Here is a 19,693-nt window from a genome sequence, read left to right as displayed (position 1 = left end):
AGCAACAATGAAAAAATTCATCCTTTCCACACTGGCTCTCGGAGCCGCAATGTTCGCAGAAGCACAAACGCAACGCCTGGTGTTCGTAGAAGAATTTACCCAGGCCTCCTGCGGTCCCTGCGCTTCCCAGAACCCTTCGTTTAACGCCCTGCTTGCTGCCAATACGGCCAAAGCGGTATCGCTGAAGTACCAGACATCCTGGCCGGGTGTGGATCCGATGAATGCGCAGAATCCTACCGATGTGCAAACCCGTGTAACCTATTATAACGTTACAGGTGTGCCGCACGGACGTTTGGATGGACCGGCCATTGTGAATGATTGTAATGCCTATACCGGCGCCCCGGTTTGTCTCAGCCAGACGGAAATCAATAACCGGTACAGCACTCCGGCTCCGTTTGCCCTGCAGCTCACTCACGTGATGTCGAATGATTTTGACTCCGCTTATGTAACCGTGGTGATCACCGCCGCACAAGCCTTTACCGCTACATCCGCACTGAAGTTTCATCTGGCAATGGTTGAAAAGGAGATCCACTTTACCACCCCTCCGGGAAGTAACGGAGAAAAGGACTTCTTTATGGTAATGCGTAAAATGTATCCCAATGCCAACGGAACAACACTGGGCAGTACATGGACGAATGCGCAAACTCAAACGCTCAACTTCGCGGTTGCTGTACCTTCTTACATATACAATATCAATGAACTCGCTTTTGTGGCATTCATTCAGGAAAACAACTCCACTAAGGATGTTCACCAGTCAGCTTACTCCGCTCCCAACACCATCCAATTCGACGCCGGGGTGAATTCCATCAACAACACTACTGTGGTGAATTGCACCGGGACGTATAACCTGACAGCCACCATAACCAACATTTCTTCAAACAACCTGACTTCGGTTGATGTAAATTATCAGCTCGATGCCAACTCGCCGCAGGTGATAAACTGGACCGGAAACCTGGCCCCCCAGGCTTTCGCCAACGTTGTTATTCCTACCATTAATGCCGGCGACGGAAGCCATACACTCACGGTATGGACCACCAACCCGAACGGGGGCGGTGATCAGTATCCCTCCAATGATACGCAGGTATATAATTTCGTAGTTAGTCTTACTCCTTCTTCCGCACCACTTACCGAAGGATACGAGAACACAACCTGGCCTCCCAGCGAATGGGCCGTTGGCAACACAGATGCTTATACCTGGACCCGATGGACCAGCGGAGGAGGTTTCGGAAACTCTGCTTCGTCAGCGAAAATGGATTTCTTTAACGCTGCAGCCAATACCAATGATGAACTGGTAGCTCCTATGGTAGACCTGAGTTCCAATACCACCGCGGCTTCACTTACGTTTAATGTGGCTTATGCACAATACAATACACTTTCTATTGATAAACTTGAAGTACGTGTTTCAACCGATTGCGGTGCCACCTGGACAACCGTGTACAGTAAGAGCGGCAGCAACCTGAAAACCACTAATCCGCAAACCGCTGTGTTTGCCCCGAATGCCACTGCATGGAGAAACGAAATCGTTAACCTGAACGCCTTCGCAGGAAACAATGATGTGATCATCAAATTTGTGGGTATCTCCAATTCAGGAAATAACCTGTACCTCGACGATATCAATATCGTAAACAGTACCGGAGTGGAAGAAAACACCAACGTGATTGGTTTCAACCTGTATCCAAATCCGTCCAGCGGGAATGCGAATCTTGATTTCACCCTGTTGAATGAAGGTCAGGTGAGCGTGGAGGTGTACACCGTTACAGGCGAAAAAATTATCAGCCGCGACCTGGGAACCCGGATTTCCGGTAATGTTAACCTCTCGAATGGCATTACCCTTCCGGATGGAGTTTATATGGTTAGCCTGATCGTTGACGGTCAAAAAGTTACGAAGCTTCTGACCATCCAGCAATAATTGGCGTTCTTTTTGAGTAGTGAGGTAAACCATTTAACACCGACATGAAAAAGATCATTTTAAGCACCATTGCACTGAGTACTCTGGTACTCTTTACCGCCTTTACAGTCCGGATTTCTGATGGGAAAAAAGTGCCGGCCGTGGATATAAAAACGCTGGATGGCCAGAAATTCAATACCGGAAAGCTTTCGAACAACGGGAAGCCCATGGTGATTGATTTCTGGGCAACCTGGTGTACGCCCTGCAAGAAGGAACTGAATGCCATCGCGGATGTTTACAGCGAGTGGCAGAAGGAGACCGGAGTGAAGATTGTGGCCGTTTCAATTGACGATTCCAAGAGTTCCGCCAAAGTAAAGCCATACGTTGACAGCAAAGGCTGGGAATACGATATTCTCCTGGACGAGAATTCGGATTTCAAGCGGGCGATGAATGTGAATAATGTACCTCATGTGTTTGTGGTGAACGGGGCAGGAGAGGTGGTTTGGGAAACCACTACCTATACGGAGGGCGGAGAAGCTAAATTGCTGGAAGTGATCAAAAATGTTGCGGCAGGAAAAAAGCCGGAATAATAAACCTTAAAAACCTGTTTGTGAAAAAGGCAGCGATCCTTGTCTTAACCCTGAGCATTTCCACATTCACCTACTCCCAAGAAAACACTCCCGCACCGAATAATTCCGGTGAGATCCGCGGGAGTTTTGAATCCACCGGCCAATATTACAATCCTGATTCCGCCATAGGCGCACCGGAAGTTCCGGAAAAGTGGCTCTTTAACGGATATTGCAACCTCACGTATACCCGTGGCCATTTTAACGCCGGGGTTCGCTATGAGTCTTACCTGAATGTGCTGCAGGGATATGATCCCGGGTACAAGGGAACCGGCATTGCCATCCGGTATGCCAGCTATAAAGTGGACGACCTTGAAGTGACCGTGGGAAATTTTTATGAGCAATTCGGAAACGGGTTGTCTTTGCGTATTTACGAAGAGCGCGGACTGGGGATTGATAATTCACTGGATGGGGTGAGGGTGATCTTTAAACCGGTAAAAGGGGTGTACCTGAAAGGTTTGATCGGTCGTCAGCGAAAGTTTTTCAATTACTCGGGATTGGTTCGTGGACTCGACGGAGAACTGAATCTGAATGAGTTTGTGAAAAAATGGGAAGAGAAGAAAACCAAAGTGATCCTGGGCGGAAGTTTTGTTTCTAAATTTCAGGCCGATGGCAATCCCAACCTGATCCTTCCCCAAAATGTTGGCCTCAGCGCAGGAAGATTTATCATCAGCCATGGCAATTTTAAGATCAATGCGGAATATGCCTACAAAATCAATGATCCCAGCAACGATAACGGATATATTTACAATCACGGCGAAGGAGCTATTGTACAGGCCAGTTATTCAAAAAAGGGTATTGGGTTTTTAGTGGGAGTGAAGCGGATTGACAACATGTCTTATAAATCTGACAGGGATGCCAATGGAAATTTCAGCACTATAAACTTTAATCCCGCCCTTGTACGGCAGCATACGTACGGACTGATGGCTTTCCATCCGTATGCCTCCCAAAATAACGGGGAGCTGGGCTATCAGGCCGAATTCATGTATAAATTCAAGAAGGAAACTAAACTGGGTGGAAAATACGGCATGGACCTGGCTATAAATTATTCTGCCTCTCATGCACTGGATACCACCCAATTGAACGATACCATTTCCCTGATCGGATATGAAGCCGGATATTTTCCTCCCGGAGATAATATCTATTTCCAGGATCTGAATATTGAGATCACCAAAAAGTTCACCAAAAAAGTGAAGGGAACCTTTCTGTATTCCTACCAGCAGTACGATATCGCCGTGATCCAGGGAAAACCCGGCCACGGGGATTTTTTCAGCCATATTTTTGTTGCAGATCTCACGTTCAGGGTGTCGGACGAAAACGCCTTAAGAATTGAGGCGCAACATCTGAGTAAAAAGCAGGAGGACATGAGTTGGGTTCAGGGACTTGCAGAGTTTACCCTTGGAGAGCGGTTTTTCTTTGCGGCAACAGATCAATACAATTACAATAATCCCGTTAAGGATACAACAGGAGCATACACCAACAGGATTCATTATTTCAATGGTTCTGTGGGATATGTAAAGAATGCCACACGCATGACCCTGGGATACGGGAAGCAAAGAGCCGGGATTTTTTGTGTTGGAGGGGTTTGCAGGTATGTTCCTGCCAGTAACGGATTTACATTTCAGATCAGTACCAGTTTCTAACTTTTGTACGCATGAAACACTTACATACCCTTTTCGGACTTACACTCTTTTTTTTCGTATCCTGTGATTACGTGAAGAGCCCGGTTCAAAACACCAGCGGAAATCCAACACCGGGACCTGAAGTAGAACGCAGAAAGATTCTTATTGAAGATTATACCGGTCACCGCTGTGGTACCTGTCCGCCCGCAGCAGTAATGGCCCAGCAATTGCATGATGCCTATGGTGAGCAGGTAGTGATCCTGAGCGTGCATGCCGGATTTCTTTCCACAGTTTCATCGGCCCCATATACCAATAATTTTACCACCACCGTTGGAGATACCTGGTTTGGCCTTACCGGTTTTAACCTGGTGGTTACACCAAGTGGAATGATTAACAGGCTTGGGTTCCCGACTGCTGCGCATAATATTCCCTGGGGAGCCTGGACTTCTTTTGTAGATACAATGGTAACGGCACTGCCAGACGCTTACCTAACTATTGATCACACGTATAATTCAAGCACCAGAACCATCACCGGAACTCTGAAGACTAAATTCTATGAGAATTTTACCGGCCTCTATAAACTGGTAATGGTACTGATGCAGGACAGTATCATAGCTCCGCAGTTAGATAATAATGCGATTCCGCCGGATGTGATGACTTACATGCACCGACACGTGCTAAGGGATAATATTACACCCGCTTGGGGAGACACACTTATTTCTACCACGGTTATGGCCGGAGACAGCATCATCACACCCTTTAATTATACCATCCAAAACACTTACGGAAATATTGCCTGTGACGACACCAAGTGCCACATCGTAGCGTTTTTCTATGACGACAATTCTGCTTCTCCTACCTACCGCCAGGTAATCCAGGCGGAGGAAGTGCGAGTAAGATAAAATAACTTCCCCCCTCTCCACCCGGTGGAGAGGAGACGGGGGTGAGGCCTATGAGGATATTCATCATCATATTGATTTGCTCTTTCGGAGATTTCTCTTCTTCCGCACAGGGCCTTGCGGCTTTTCACGATTACCGAAGTTATTTTATTGTCTTTGATCATGGAATGTTCTGGGAAGCTGAGAACCTGAAGGTGAATGACTTTAAAGTAACCCGTCATTTCGTGGTGTATGTTTCAAACGATGAAAAGCTGAAAGCATTCTACGGAGGGAAGAAAAAACTTATTACGGAATATTTTGATTATTATCATGTGGGAGAGGATTTTGTGGTGTATGAATACGCCAAGCATGTATATCTTTTCAGAAGCGGAATAACCACCGAGATTTGCGACTGGTGCAAGGCGGATGCAAGAGACAGTATTCTGAGGGTGATAAAGCAGCCGGGAAGCATCCTGGAGATTACCCTGCGCGATACAACCGTAGAGATCAGCCGGGAGGTAGAAACCACTACTATCAGGACATACCGCATGGAGAAGAATATGTTTTCATGGACAGATGCCGGATACAATCTGAAATTACTTTGGAAGAATGAAATCTGGGACATGGGCGTAGATCATCCGGGAAAATGGCAGGGAGGGGCGAACATTCTGGTGTGGACTGATAATTTTGATCAGAACTTCAAATGTTTTTACAATGGAATGATCTACGACCTGGAATCTCAGATTCCGAAGTATTCATATACCTCTGACAATACGGTGGCGTACCTGGATTACAATGGGAACTTTAAGATTTTTTACAAGGGAAAAACACAGCAGATCTCGCAGTTTGAACCCACCAATCTGATTGCACGCGATAACCTGGTGAGCTACATGATGGGAAATCAGTTCAAAGTGTTTTATGACGGGAAGGAATATGAATTGGAGAATTATTTACCAAAATCTTATGGGATGATCCAAAGCCAGCTGGTGTACATGGATTACTACGAGAAGCTGGCGATTTTCTCTGCCGGAGAATTGAAACGCAATCTTACCACTGAAAAGATCCGCGATCTTTCTCTCTTCCATGATGTGGTTTTATACACCACCGGAATCAATACCGTGAATGCGTTGTGGGAGGGGAAAGCGTATGTTTATTAGGACACCCAAATAAATTTAAAATATTTTTCTTCTTCTTTTCATTTATTGATTTTCTTCTAACTTCTATTAAGTGAAGTCGTTTGGCCCTTTAATTTCGGCCGTTTTCATTTATACATTTTTTGTCCTACGGATTTCCGCAAAAAATATTTTTGGAAATGCCCCCCCCTTGTTCATATGTTTGGCAAAAATGTTCGCGACATTTAATTTTTAGCCAAATCCCTTTTGGCTTGTGAAGGGCATAAATATGTGAAAAATGAAAAACACAAAGCTAATATTGACTGCTCTAATAATCTTTAGTGCAGTCTTTGTCAATGCTCAATGTACAATTGTAGCAGATGCAGGACCAAACACAATTCAAATGCCATGTTGTGCACCACCAACTATTGGCGGAAGTCCAACCGGGAGTTCTACAGGATGTTCATGTACATTGTTTAGTTACAGCTGGTCTCCGTCAACAGGCTTAAGTAGTACAACTGTCGCTAATCCAACTGCTGCACCGGGTGCTACAACCACCTATACTGTTACAGTAACTCATCAAACATGTGGATATGCCACAGATGCGGTGACTGTAACTTACAGGCAGGACCTTTCTTGCTGCAGGATTGGGGATATTCTTGAAGCACCAACTAAGCCGAATTCAGAAATTACGATCTTTCCTAACCCTTCTGGAGGAGAATTTAACCTGAAGTTGCCCGCTTCAAGCGAGTTAAAATCCGTTAGAGTTTACAATTCTGTTGGCGAATTGATTCAAGAGCAAACGGCAAAGGAAGGAGTAGTTTCTATCGATATTCGCAATCAATCCAATGGGCTATATTTCATTCAGGTGGTGTGTGGAGACAAAGTATTGTTATTTGATAAAGTCCTCAAGGAGTAGTATATTTATCTTATGAGTGCGTTTAATTTTGGGAAGGTGTTGATTTCAAAGGGAATGATCTTTTTAATCATCACCTTTCTTTTTACATATTCATTATCAGCTCGTTCCGACAGCGCCTTCTACATTAAAAAGTGCGGCCTTGGGTACACTACTGCTTCCGTAACACTTGCGCAAAGAGGCACTCTAACCGGAGTTTTACAACCTGCGGGCATGAATTTAACCGGAATACCTTCGAGCGCGATCATTGAACGAGCCTTTTTCTATGCCCAATCCTCAGGAAATGGGGTTCCTGTAACATTGAATATTACCAATCCTGCCTTGTCAAGTTTCAGTATTCCATTGAATATTACCGGAAGCGATACAGATAAGTGTTGGGGTTTTTCTGGGACATATCTTTACAAAGCAGATATTACTTCTGTGATCTGTGGCAATGGTTCGTATGTGATTTCCGGGTTACCGACAATACTGACCGACCCAAATAATGATATGGATGGAGCCAGCATTATAGTTGTTTACAGAGACACAACTATTTCAACCTGGAATGGTGAGCTTCTATTAATAGAGGGTCCGGAGATCAGGAAAAATGTTCCAGGGGCTTATGCACAATTCTTCTCAGGTTTGTCTCTACCTTGTAATAGCAGTTATTCAAGGCAGGGGATAATCCTTTCAGACGTTGAAACCTATCCGTTTCAAACGGTGTTTCCAGGGTCAACTGTTAATTCAACTCCAGGAATGTGGACGCTAATTGATACAACCAGGATATCTTATGTTCAACCCGGACCGCTTCACTTTCACTTTGGCACAACCATGTCTTCAACAGAATGTTACTCTGCTGCAGTAAAATGGGCATATTCCAGATCAACTTGTTGCCTCAATTGCAATAACCTTCCTGTACTTCTAACATTTACAGATAGCTTACCGGCAGATTGTTTCGGTAATGCTACGGGGACAGCTACTACTTATCCCAGCTTGGGGATTCCACCATATTCTTATTCATGGTCGACTAACCCTGTTCAAACAACACAGTCGGCAACGGGATTATCGGCGGGAAGTTACACGATCGTAGTTACTGACGCTTCTGGATGCAATTATAAGGTCACTGATAGCGTTTTAATAACTTCCCCAACCGGATTGGGAATTTTAAATCCTCAGTTAGTCATTCCAACTTGTTATGGTAGCACAAACGGAAGTATTATTGTTTCACCTCTGGGAGGTACACCCCCATATTCATATTTATGGTCGACTGGCGCAACTACTAACTTTATATCAGGAATACCAGCAGGAGCTTATTCCGTTTCAATTACGGATGCTAATGGTTGTGTAATTCAGCCACTAATCTCATTAACAGAGCCTCCGGTATTGCAATCAAATCTGATCGTTGCCTCTGCTACATGCAATGGTAGTTGCAACGGGTTTGCTTATGCAAATCCTTTCGGTGGTTCTGCACCGTACTCTTTTTTATGGCAGAACGGCTCCACAACGTTCACCTCCTCGGGCCTTTGCGCAGGCACCTACTCAGTACTGGTAACTGATGCAGCTGGTTGTGTTGACACGGCTAATTTTCAGGTTTCGCAACCCGCAACACCACTGTCCTTGAGCAGCAACGCCACAAATGTTTCTTGTTACATGTATAGTAACGGCACAGCACTAGTATTGCCTAGTGGTGGCGATCCGCCGTATAGCTATGTATGGATGCCGGGGTCGCTTTCAACCGCCTCTCCAACTGGCTTGGGTGCGGGACAGTACACTGTAGCAGTCACGGATTCCAACGGGTGCATGGTAAAGGACACCGTGCAAGTCATGTCTCCTTTTCCATTGGTTTTGAGCGCCATTCAGGACACAAATATCTGCATGGGAGACAGTGTTCTGTTTATAGCTAACGCAACGGGTGGTAATCCCGGGTATTCTTACACGTGGATGCCCCAAGGGTCTAATGGAAACGCATTTTGGGCATCTCCTTCTTCCCAAACTACATACACATTGTCCGTGACGGATGTTAACAACTGTCCTTCGAATCCAGTTTCTTTTACCGTCACGCCGTATCCCCCCCCTCAACCAATTTTAACCCTGAGCAGCCCGGATTCAATCATCCATTTAGGGGAGGAGTTATGTATTGATCAGAACTCCCTTAATACACAATCAACCAGTTATATTCTAACTAATTTAACCCAATCACCAGTCAGTAGCTGGTGCTTTTTCGCCCAGGACACAGGAATTGCTTGTTTTGATTTTACTTTGCTTAATACTATTGGGTGTAGGGTTGATACAACTTTATGTTTAAGAGTATTCGGTACATATTACCCGAACATTTTTACACCGAACGGAGATGGGATAAATGATGTTCTGTTATTTCCTAATTCCGGAATGTCTGAAATGAAATGTGACATCTATAACCGGTGGGGAAATTTGGTCGTTCATCTTCAGGGCGACAAGATGCAGTGGGAAGGTTTTACGGCGAGTGGTATTCCTGCTTCTGAGGGGGTTTACTATTATCTCCTCACCGGAGAATACGCAGATGGGCAATCAACAACCTATTCAGGTTATTTTCACCTGGTTCGATAAGGCGTCAGTTTGATGTCCTCAACGCCTCCCGCCAGCTCACTTTCTTATCCACGATCTCGCGCAAGGCAGATAGCGCAACCCGCTCCTGCTTCATCGTATCCCGATCACGAATGGTAACTGTTTGGTCCGTTAGCGTTTGATGATCTACCGTAATACAGAGTGGAGTACCCACAGCATCCTGCCGGCGGTAACGCTTCCCAATAGTGTCTTTTTCTTCATAGAAGACCCTGTGATCATACTTCAGCAGATCCATGATTTCACGTGCTTTTTCCGGGAGTCCGTCCTTATTTACCAATGGTAAAACAGCGGCTTTAACAGGCGAAAGAAAAGGGGGCAGACTAAGAACCGTACGCTCTGAACCGTCATCGATCTTTTCTGTTTTCAGCGAGGCGGATAAGGTTGCCAGGAACAAGCGGTCTAATCCTATGCTCGTTTCTACCACATAAGGCACATAACTCTTATTCTCCTCCGGATCGAAATACTGCAACTTCTTTCCGGAGAATTTCTCATGACTGCCCAGGTCAAAATCCGTACGGGAATGAATTCCTTCCAGTTCTTTAAAACCAAACGGGAATTCAAATTCTATGTCGCAGGCGGCGTTCGCGTAGTGCGCCAGCTTCAGGTGATCGTGAAAACGGTATTTGTTTTCAGGAAACCCAAGACTGTGGTGCCATTTCATGCGAGTTGCCTTCCATTGATGGTACCACTCCATTTCGGTTCCCGGCTTCACAAAAAACTGCATTTCCATTTGTTCAAATTCCCTCATCCGGAATATAAACTGCCTGGCAACAATTTCGTTGCGGAACGCCTTTCCCGTTTGTGCAATACCAAACGGAATCTTCATCCTCCCGGTCTTCTGCACATTCAAAAAATTTACAAAAATACCCTGCGCTGTCTCCGGTCGAAGATAAATGGTGCCCGCATCTTCACTCACGGAGCCCATTTGGGTAGAAAACATAAGATTGAACTGCCGCACCTCCGTCCAGTTTCTTGACCCGGAAACCGGGCACACAATTTCACAGTCAACAATAATCTGACGGACCCCTTCTAAATCACCCCGATCAAGGCAATCCTTGAATTTGGCATTGATCGAGTCAACCTGCTTTTGATATTCCTGAACCCTTGGGTTGGTAGCCCTGTACATCTTTTCATCAAAGGTTTCTCCAAAACGCTTGGCAGCTTTTTCCACCTCTTTCTCCATCTTCGCCTCGATCTTTCCCACATGCTCCTCAATGAGTACATCTGCCCGGTATCGTTTTTTTGAATCCTTGTTGTCAATCAAAGGATCGTTAAATGCATCCACATGTCCTGAAGCCTTCCAAATGGTGGGATGCATGAAAATGGCGGAATCAATCCCCACAATGTTCTCGTGCAGCTGTACCATGCTCTTCCACCAGTACTGACGCAGGTTGTTCTTTAATTCCGCCCCGTTCTGACCATAATCGTATACGGCACTGAGACCGTCATAGATCTCTGAGCTTTGAAATATAAAGCCATACTCTTTGGCGTGCGAAATAATGTTTTTAAAGTGGTCTTCGTTCATCGGGCTTAAAATTAATAAATTGTAGTTCCTGTAAAGAAAAAACAAATGTTGGAGCCGGTACCCCCTTTTTCTGATACCCCCCCCTGTAATGGTGAGCGAATCTTGAGCCTGCGAGAGCGAGTCGAACTATTTCCTTAATTTTACACTGTGAGACCGACCCTGATCCTTCTGCTCCTTTTTACGCTCTTTACCAGCACGGCTTCCGACCGGAAAACCGATTCCCTCCTGCAGATCATTAATAACAGCAAGGTAGATACCGTGCTGATGAAAACCCATTATGAGCTGCTCCGGCGGCTGAAGAGCAACGACCCCGGAACAGCAATTCAGCACGGAAAACTTGCGCTGGCTTACGCTTTGAGAGGAACCGACCTGCGGCTGCTGGGAAAGATTTACAACAACCTCGGTACGGCCTATGGCAATGTTGGAAGCAATATCAAGGCTTACGATCATTATATGCTGGCGTACAAAACGCATTTGCAGGATAAGGATTCCGTGGCGGCATATATAGCTTGGTACAATATCGGTCTCATCCGGAGCGATGAAGGCAAACTCAACGAAGCCATGGAGTACTATGTGGCGGCACGTAAGGTTTTTCAGATGTACAACGATACCAACAACATGGTGCTGCCGATTATGGGCACGGGCGGTGTGTATGCCAAGCTGGGGAAGTACCAGGAATCGCTGAAAGAATTCCAGGATGCCAGGGAGATTATTGAACGCACGGGCGACATGAGAAAATTATCTACCGCCCTGAATAATATTGCCAGCACCTACGCGTATATGGGTGACTGGCAGGGATCGTATAACACATTTAAGGAAGCGCTGGAGTTACACCGTTCACAGGGGAGCTGGGAAGGAGTTTCTATGGTAATGTTCAATATTTCCACGCCTTTGATGAAGATGGGAAAGGTGAATGAAGCCATGATGATGCTGGATTCCTCTATTATGATCAGTAAGAGCAAAGGATACCTGCATAATCTGGGTGTTGCCTACCAGAATAAAGCAGAATTGCTGATGCAGCTGAAGCGCTGGAACGATGCGGAGGAATATGTAAAGAAAGGAATAGAGATAGCACGTGAATTCAAGGAAGGAGATGTACTGATTTCCCTTTACCACAGCGCGCATAAAATCTATGAACAGAAAGGTGATTATAAAGGAGCGTTGCATTATTTTACTTTGTCCACGGAACTCCGCGATTCTCTGGTGAACGTGGAAAGACTCAAAGTGGAGGCCACGGAGAAGGAATTTGAAAAGGAAATGGTGCAAAAGGAAAAGGATCTGCTGAACAAGGAAAAGGAACTGGAGGAACAACGGGTGAAAAATACACGCATGGCGGGTGCGCTGATGCTGGCGGCACTGGCAGTGGTGATAGTGGTTCTTTATTTGCGTTACCTGGGCAAGCAAAAATCGAATCGTATCTTACAGGAGATGAATGCGATTATCGCTCAAAAAAACAAGGATATAACCGACAGTATCTCCTATGCGTCGCGGATACAGCAGGCGATTCTTCCGGAGAAGGAAATGAAATTCCGGCTTTTTCCGGAAGCCTTTGTCCTGCTTCTGCCGCGCGATGTAGTGAGTGGGGATTTCTATTGGTTTGGAGAAAGAAACGGCGACCGGATCATTGCAGCGGTGGATTGCACGGGGCATGGTGTTCCCGGGGCGTTTATGAGTATGATAGGCAATGCTTTTCTGAACCAGATTGTGCTGGAGGATGGTATAACGGATCCGGGGCAAATACTGAACAGACTCAGAGAAAAGGTGAAGCATTCTCTTAAGCAAACAGGAGCGGAAGACGACAGCCGCGATGGGATGGATGCCGCACTATGCGTGATCAGTCCGGGTAATAAGGTGAAGTACGCAGGGGCGAATAATCCGCTGTGGATCTTCCGAAATGACGGAACGTTCAGCGACATCAAGCCTGATAAACTGCCGGTGGGAACCGCCCTGGTGACTGAGAGGCCATTTACCACGCACAGTGTAGATCTGAGTGCAGGGGATTTAGTCTATATCTTTTCGGATGGTTTTGCCGACCAGTTCGGGGGGTCTAACAATAAGAAAATGACCAACCGTAAATTCCGTGAATTCATTCAGGGCATCAGCCGCCTCTCCTGCCGTGAACAGGAAGAAAAACTGAGAGCCTGGTTTACGGAATGGAAGGGCGCATTCGAACAAACCGACGATGTGCTGGTGATAGGTGTACGAATGACCTGACCTCCGATGCGGATTTTCTTTATTCTGCTCCTGCTCTTGCCTGCGGTTCTCCGGCCGGAGAAAGTGGTGACCCTTCGCCCCGGTGATCCGATCCGCGAAATAGGTTCGAACCTGGAGTATTTCAGAGACAGCACCGCTTCGCTGAACTTTGAAACAGTGTGCCGGCTGAAAAGCGAGGGGAGATTTCTGCAGAGTCCGTCCAATGTGCTGAATTTTAATCTTACCTCGGATGTGATCTGGTTGCACGGATGGTTTACTGCGGACGGCGTAGGACCCTGGTACCTGGAATCAAACAATCCCAGCATCACCCGGCTCACCTATTACATCCGGGTGAACCATGGAGAGTGGCGGTTCGATACCTTAGGCCTTACTGTGCCGCTAAACAGAAGAGAACTGCACCTTTACCGGCTGATCCATCCTATTGATATAATGCCTGGTGATACCGCAGAGGTATTCATCAGCGCGTTCGATTACGCCCCCCTCCTCATTCAGATCCGGGCCGGAACGCTGGACCGTTTTTTTGAGAACGACCATCAGGGAAACCGACTGCACGGTGTTTATTTTGGCCTGATCATTATGATGATACTGTACAATGCTTTTCTCTATGTAACCAATCGGGAATCGGTGTACCTGTATTACGTGGGCTATATGGTTTTTAATGCCCTGTTCGTATCCATCGTCAACGGGTACCTCATCCTTCTTCCTGAATGGATGGATGTGGTTCTGATCAGCCAGTCAACTATTATACCGGCACTATTCAGTGTGTTTGGAGTGCTTTTTACTATTACGTTCCTCAACCTGGCAAAATATGCACCTGTATGGAGGAAAATCATGATTGCATTGCTGGTACTGCCTGCCACTGCATTTTTGTTTACGCTTCTGGGATTTGGCCGCACGGGATTTTCTCTACTTCAGCTCGGTGGTATGTTATTCGCAGTTTGCACACTGGTGGTAGGCATTGTGGTTTATCTGCGTGGTTACCGGCCGGCAAAGTTTTACCTGCTGGGATTCGGTTCTTATTTTATCGGCTTGTTCTTTCTCATAATGGTGGATGTTATTCATTTGCCTTATCATGATGAAGCCATTGTAGTGTTGGAGATCGGTGGTGCGATGGAGGCTATTATGCTTTCATTCGCCATTGGGGATAAGCTGAATATATCCACGAAAGAAAAACAACTTGCCCAGGCCGAAGCACTGCGGGCGGCTACAGAAAATGAGCGCATTATCCGGGAGCAAAATGTAGTGCTGGAAAACAAAGTGAACGAACGAACAAAAGAGATTGCACTGCAAAAGGATATTATCGAAGACAAGAATAAAGATATCCTTGGGAGCATTCAGTATGCGCGCAGGATTCAGAAGGCGCTGATCGCAAGCGATATCAAAATGCAGAAAATTCTCGGAGATCATTTTATTTTTTACCGGCCAAAGGATATTGTAAGCGGCGATTTTTACTGGGCGGAGGAAACACCCGCGGGCGACAGCCTGCTTTGCGTTGGTGACTGCACCGGTCACGGCGTGCCGGGAGCTTTTATGAGCCTGTTGAATATTACATTTCTCAACGAGGCGCTGACCCGGCATCCGGACGGAGATCCGGCAGCCATGCTGAATTATGTACGGAAACAGGTAATCCGCTCACTGGCGGCAGATGCCGAAGGAGGGAAAGATGGCATGGATGCGGTGATGATCAGGCTGAACCGAAAGTCAGGCGAACTTAGCGCCGCCTGTGCCAATAATCCCATGTGGATCGTCAGAAAGAATGAAGTACTGGAATTGCCTCCGGATAAAATGCCGGTGGGGAAACACCATATGGTTGAATCAGAATTCCGCAATAAGTTTTTCCGGCTCGAGAAAAATGACCTGCTCATACTTTTTACCGACGGTTATGCCGACCAGTTCGGAGGAGAAAAATACGGAAAGGCGGGGGGGAAGAAATTCAAATACAAAAACCTTATGGCGCTGCTGCAAACCCACAGCGGCCTTACCGGGGATGTCTTGGTTAAGCTGCTGGATGATACCCTCGCAGAATGGAAAGGGAACCTGGAGCAAGTGGATGATATCCTGCTGATCGGCATTCGCTACTGACTGGTTTTCAACCTGTTTCGGTTTAGCTGCTTAGGAATACACCTCAGGCGATTTTGTTAGCAAGTATTCTTATCAAAATCTGACGTTCTCTGCTGTTATTAGTAATTTCGTTCCCCATAAAAAAAATACGATGAAAATCATTTCCTTTCTTACGCTCTCGCTGGCATTATTTTTTAACGGCCGGTCTCAGGTTTCGGGTTACACTTTTAGTGAAACTTCAGGTACTTACACCGCGATTACGGGTGGTACAGTGCACCAAACAGGAGTTGCATTAAATACCGATGCAGTATTCGCCGGCATACCGCTGGGATTTAGTTTTACATACGACAGAAATACCTATACAGACATCGGAATTTCAAACAACGGATTCATCTGGTTTGGTGCGTCTCAGGCCGGACAACGGCAGGGCTGGGGTCCATCGGTTGTTCCGGCATTAACCGTTTCAGCTCCCATCTCATCCACCACGGTTCCGTCAGGGCAGTGCGGAATCATTTCCGGCTTCGGCGCAACGTTGTCTGCATCGGCTCTTGGAACACCGGAAATCCGTTCAGAACTGCTCGGAACGCCAGGGAACTATGTATTCGTGATCCAATACCAGGATGTCCGCTCCAGCACTACAGATGCTGTCATGCAAATGAATTTCCAGATCCAGCTCATACAGTCTACTAATTCCGTTGCCATTGTCTACGGAAACTGTTTGCCTTCCTCTGCCAACCGCACCGGGCAGGTGGGCTTGCGCGGAGGTAACAACACGGATTATTCGAACAGGCTTGTTACAGCCGGATGGAATGCTTCAGTTACAGGCACCGGAAATACAAACACCTGTACCTATAGTGCAACAAATGTTCCGACCAGCGGCCAAACCTGGACCTGGGCTCCTCCCGCAGCGCCGGCAGCGCCTGTTTACGGTGCCCTCGGTGTTATGCAAACATTCGATGGTGCCTGGCTGAACTGGGCAAACACACAGGATGTTCCAACTACGAATTGGGGTTCCTGGCCTTCACGTGGAAATTCATCGTGGCGCCAGAATACAACAACCACCGTTTTTTCCGGATGGGGTGGCGTGAACGGGGCTTTTACAGTAGCTTCTCCTGCTTCGGGGAATACTGCACGCTTTCATTCCTATGATTCCCGGACCACGCAAATCGGCAACCTGGATTATTATCTTGATTTTTCAACTTCCATCCTTACCAAACAGCTTACATTTAATTACATCAACACCTCCGGTACAGATTCACTGAAAGTGTTTTTATCAACCGACGGCGGATTAACATTTGGCCCTTCAGTGTCTGTACAAACCATTGCGCCGGCTTGGAATACAGTGATTGTAAACCTCGGAACTTCTACTTCCTCCACCTGTGTAGTGCGGTTCTCGGCAGTGGGTGACTGGGGCACAACGGATATCGGACTAGACAATGTGATTGTAGAACCTGTTGCGCCCATCGATATGGGGGCTACTATGCTTGTTTCTCCCCTGGTGAATGGTTGTTTTACCTCCACTGAAACCGTAACGGTAACGATCCGAAACTACGGAACTAACCTGATTGATTTTAGTTTGCTGCCTGTAAGCGTTGATGCATCCGTTACAGGTCCGAATCCCCAGACGTTCACAACGGTAATAGTAAATACCGGAACCCTCGCGCCGAACGCTACGCAAAACGTTGTGGTGGCCACAGGGTATGATATGAGTGCAGCGGGAACCTATACTTTTTCCGCATTTACCACTGTAGCCGGTGATGGTCTGCCAGCAAACGATGCAATGGCTGCAGCAAACAGGGTGGTGGTTTCAGTAAGTGCAAGCATTCCGCCTGTAAGCCCGGTTTGTCAGGGTAGTCAGACTAACCTGCAAGTGAATTTTACCCCTTCATACGTTCAACCCATGTCCTTTACTTACGCCGGATTGCTGAATATCCCGGATAATTTTTTGGGCGGCATTGACGCTCCATTCACTGTCAGCGGTGTTCCTGGATCTTACGTCTTAAGTTCCATCACCCTCGACACCCTGACTCACACTTTTGACAACGACATGGATATTTCTATCCTGGCACCGGATGCGAGTCAGATAGACCTTTGCTCTGACAACGGTGGGGCAGGAGATAATTTCTACAATACTGTTTTTAGTATGTCAGCAGTAACTCCCGTCACCGCCGGTGTTGCACCATTTTCCGGAATGTTCCTGCCCGAACAGTCATTCTCGCTTCTGACGGGTCCGTTGAACGGAACATGGTACCTGCGCCTGGTAGATGATCTGGGAGGTGATGTTGGTGCTTTAAGAAGAGCAACGATTACTTTCACCGATGCCAATGCAGGCTATTATTCCATCGCGTCTTATTCCTGGGCACCCGCCGCCGGACTAAGTTCCGTTACGGTTGCCAACCCAGTTGCCAGTCCTACCGTAACAACCACTTACACGGTAACGGCTACCGCAGTTAACGGTTGTACCTACACGGCAACAGTAACAGTAAATGTGAATACACTGCCGGCCGTTGCCCTCGGACCGGATCAGAGCGTATGTGGAGGTCTTCTGCTCGATGCAGGAAATCCGGGGAGCACTTACCTCTGGAATACCTCTGCCACTACACAAACCATCAATGCAACCGCTACGGGAATTTATTCCGTAATTGTTACTGATGGAAATGGATGCAGCAACACCGATGTAATCAACCTTACCGTGTTTCCCGCCCCAAGTCTCAGCCTGGGTCCGGATTTCTCCCAATGTGGCGGTTCGGCCCTTCTTACAGCTTCCGGCAACTGGGCATCCTACCTCTGGAGTACTTCTGCCACTACCCAATCAATCAGCGTGAGTACCGGTGGCTCTTATTTGTGTACCGTTACCGATCTGAACGGATGCACTACCACCGACACAATTAACGTAACCATTTATACTCCTCCCACTGTAACGTTAGGTTCTAACCAGACCCAGTGTGGCGGAACAGTATTGCTGGATGCGGGTAATCCGGGTGCAAGCTACCTTTGGAATAACAATGCCACTACCCAGCAGATTACTGTTAGTTCCAGCGCTATCTATTCGGTAGTGGTTACGGATATGAACGGGTGCACCGCTTCCGCCTCCGTGACAATTACCATTCATCCCATCCCTGCTGTGGCCCTCGGACCGGATATCAGCCAATGCGGCGGCACGATTTTACTGGATGCCGGCAATCCGGGTAGCGGGTATCAGTGGAGTAATGCCGCTACTACCCAGCAAATCAGCGTCACCGCCTCAGGATCCTATTCTGTTGTGGTAACAAACGTATTCGGGTGTTCCAATTCGGATACCATCAACATTACGATCTTCACTCCACCTGCGGTTACACTGGGCAATGATACAACCCTCTGTGGCGACTCCCTGTTGCTGGATGCGGGCAATCCGGGCAGTAGCTATGTTTGGAGCAATTCAGCCAGCACGCAGCAGATTTTTGTCAGCGTATCGGGGACTTATTCCGTGATCGTGACGGACGTAAACGGATGTTCGGCTACCGATGTAATCATTGTGAATATCAGTCAGAATCCGGTGTTCAGCGTGAACGATACCAGCATTTGCCAGGGTAACAGCGTCATGCTGATCGCTCCTCCCGGTTATGCCGCCTACGAATGGACGGATGGTATTATCACTTCCAGCCAGCAGTTTATAACCGTAGCGCCGGCCCAGACTACGCAGTATGTGATCACCGTATGGAACGGAGCCGGATGTTTCAGTACAGATACCGTAACGGTCACCGTACTCACTGTTCCATCTCCTTCCTTCTCCTTTAATATTACCTCGCTGAACAATGTCAGCTTTACGAATACCTCGGTTACACCGCCCTTTAGCTCGGTGTGGGATTTCGGTGACGGCAGCCCGTTTAGTACCCTCACGAACCCGAACCATGTGTATGCGAGTAATGGAACATACAATGTTGTGCTTACCGTAAGCAACCAGTGCGGAAGCACTTCTACTTTCCAAAGTGTTGTCATCAGCGGACTGGGAATGGGGGAACTGAATCTGAATGGGATGATCAGTGCCTACCCGAATCCCAGCAACGGCACTGTAACGTTCTCCGGAAAGGGTTTACCCGAAGGAGAGCTTCTGATCCGTACAATGGACCTGAGTGGGCGTCAACTGGAGATTTTCCGGAAGCGGATAGCCGGCGGAGATGTGTCACAGGAACTGGATTTATCTCTGCTACCCAACGGAATTTATACCCTCGAGGTGTTCTGCGGAACTGCCAGGGGTTATTTTACCGTCTCCCTGCAGAAGTAATCGT

Annotated in this window: 11 protein-coding genes; 10 read left to right on the top strand and 1 reads right to left on the bottom strand. The window is 47.1% G+C overall.

Annotated features, from left to right (window positions below):
- The first annotated feature begins 7 nt into the window (after positions 1-7).
- The 7 genes from IT233_08310 (at position 8) to IT233_08280 (ending at position 9,607) form a co-directional block, all read left to right on the top strand.
- A complete protein-coding gene (locus tag IT233_08310) occupies positions 8-1,909 on the top strand; it encodes a T9SS type A sorting domain-containing protein (GenBank protein MCC7302630.1) in 1,902 nt (633 codons plus the stop codon).
- A gap of 44 nt (positions 1,910-1,953) precedes the next feature.
- Entirely contained in the window at positions 1,954-2,478 is a 525-nt protein-coding gene (locus IT233_08305) for a TlpA family protein disulfide reductase (GenBank protein ID MCC7302629.1), read from the top strand.
- A gap of 20 nt (positions 2,479-2,498) precedes the next feature.
- Entirely contained in the window at positions 2,499-4,157 is a 1,659-nt protein-coding gene (locus IT233_08300; GenBank protein MCC7302628.1) for a hypothetical protein, read from the top strand.
- An 11-nt stretch (positions 4,158-4,168) separates the two neighbouring features.
- Positions 4,169-5,038, top strand: coding sequence for an Omp28-related outer membrane protein (locus IT233_08295; GenBank protein ID MCC7302627.1), 870 nt, complete (start codon positions 4,169-4,171; stop codon positions 5,036-5,038).
- A 50-nt stretch (positions 5,039-5,088) separates the two neighbouring features.
- Entirely contained in the window at positions 5,089-6,171 is a 1,083-nt protein-coding gene (locus tag IT233_08290; GenBank protein ID MCC7302626.1) for a hypothetical protein, read from the top strand.
- A gap of 253 nt (positions 6,172-6,424) precedes the next feature.
- Positions 6,425-7,045: a T9SS type A sorting domain-containing protein gene (locus IT233_08285; GenBank protein MCC7302625.1), complete on the top strand. Its 621-nt coding sequence runs from the start codon at positions 6,425-6,427 to the stop codon at positions 7,043-7,045.
- 12 nt (positions 7,046-7,057) lie between these two features.
- On the top strand, positions 7,058-9,607 hold the full coding sequence (locus IT233_08280) for a gliding motility-associated C-terminal domain-containing protein (protein ID MCC7302624.1): 2,550 nt from the start codon (positions 7,058-7,060) through the stop codon (positions 9,605-9,607).
- A gap of 4 nt (positions 9,608-9,611) precedes the next feature.
- On the opposite strand, the gene IT233_08275 is transcribed toward IT233_08280, so the two are convergent.
- Positions 9,612-11,150, bottom strand: a complete 1,539-nt coding sequence (locus tag IT233_08275; GenBank protein ID MCC7302623.1) for a glycine--tRNA ligase — start codon at positions 11,148-11,150, stop codon at positions 9,612-9,614.
- Between the two features lie 147 nt (positions 11,151-11,297).
- Here IT233_08275 and IT233_08270 point away from each other — a divergent pair, with 147 nt between their 5' ends.
- The 3 genes from IT233_08270 to IT233_08260 all read left to right on the top strand — a co-directional run bounded on the left by IT233_08270 (position 11,298) and on the right by IT233_08260 (position 19,689).
- A complete protein-coding gene (locus IT233_08270) occupies positions 11,298-13,364 on the top strand; it encodes a tetratricopeptide repeat protein (GenBank protein ID MCC7302622.1) in 2,067 nt (688 codons plus the stop codon).
- A 6-nt stretch (positions 13,365-13,370) separates the two neighbouring features.
- On the top strand, positions 13,371-15,446 hold the full coding sequence (locus IT233_08265; protein ID MCC7302621.1) for a SpoIIE family protein phosphatase: 2,076 nt from the start codon (positions 13,371-13,373) through the stop codon (positions 15,444-15,446).
- Positions 15,447-15,576: 130 nt separating this feature from the next.
- Positions 15,577-19,689 carry a PKD domain-containing protein gene (locus tag IT233_08260; GenBank protein MCC7302620.1) on the top strand — a complete coding sequence of 1,371 codons (4,113 nt, stop codon included), beginning with the start codon at positions 15,577-15,579 and terminating at the stop codon, positions 19,687-19,689.
- The last annotated feature ends 4 nt before the right edge of the window (positions 19,690-19,693 follow it).

The organism is Bacteroidia bacterium (assembly GCA_020852255.1).
Taxonomy (GTDB): domain Bacteria; phylum Bacteroidota; class Bacteroidia; order JADZBD01; family JADZBD01; genus JADZBD01.
This window is presented reverse-complemented; position numbering and strand designations above follow the sequence as displayed.

Coding starts and splice junctions, on each gene's coding strand:
- IT233_08290 (MCC7302626.1), top strand. CDS start 5,089: ATGAGGATATTCATCATCATATTGATTTGCTCTTTCGGAGATTTCTCT.
- IT233_08265 (MCC7302621.1), top strand. CDS start 13,371: ATGCGGATTTTCTTTATTCTGCTCCTGCTCTTGCCTGCGGTTCTCCGG.
- IT233_08310 (MCC7302630.1), top strand. CDS start 8: ATGAAAAAATTCATCCTTTCCACACTGGCTCTCGGAGCCGCAATGTTC.
- IT233_08305 (MCC7302629.1), top strand. CDS start 1,954: ATGAAAAAGATCATTTTAAGCACCATTGCACTGAGTACTCTGGTACTC.
- IT233_08285 (MCC7302625.1), top strand. CDS start 6,425: ATGAAAAACACAAAGCTAATATTGACTGCTCTAATAATCTTTAGTGCA.
- IT233_08275 (MCC7302623.1), bottom strand. CDS start 11,150: ATGAACGAAGACCACTTTAAAAACATTATTTCGCACGCCAAAGAGTAT.
- IT233_08280 (MCC7302624.1), top strand. CDS start 7,058: ATGAGTGCGTTTAATTTTGGGAAGGTGTTGATTTCAAAGGGAATGATC.
- IT233_08260 (MCC7302620.1), top strand. CDS start 15,577: ATGAAAATCATTTCCTTTCTTACGCTCTCGCTGGCATTATTTTTTAAC.
- IT233_08295 (MCC7302627.1), top strand. CDS start 4,169: ATGAAACACTTACATACCCTTTTCGGACTTACACTCTTTTTTTTCGTA.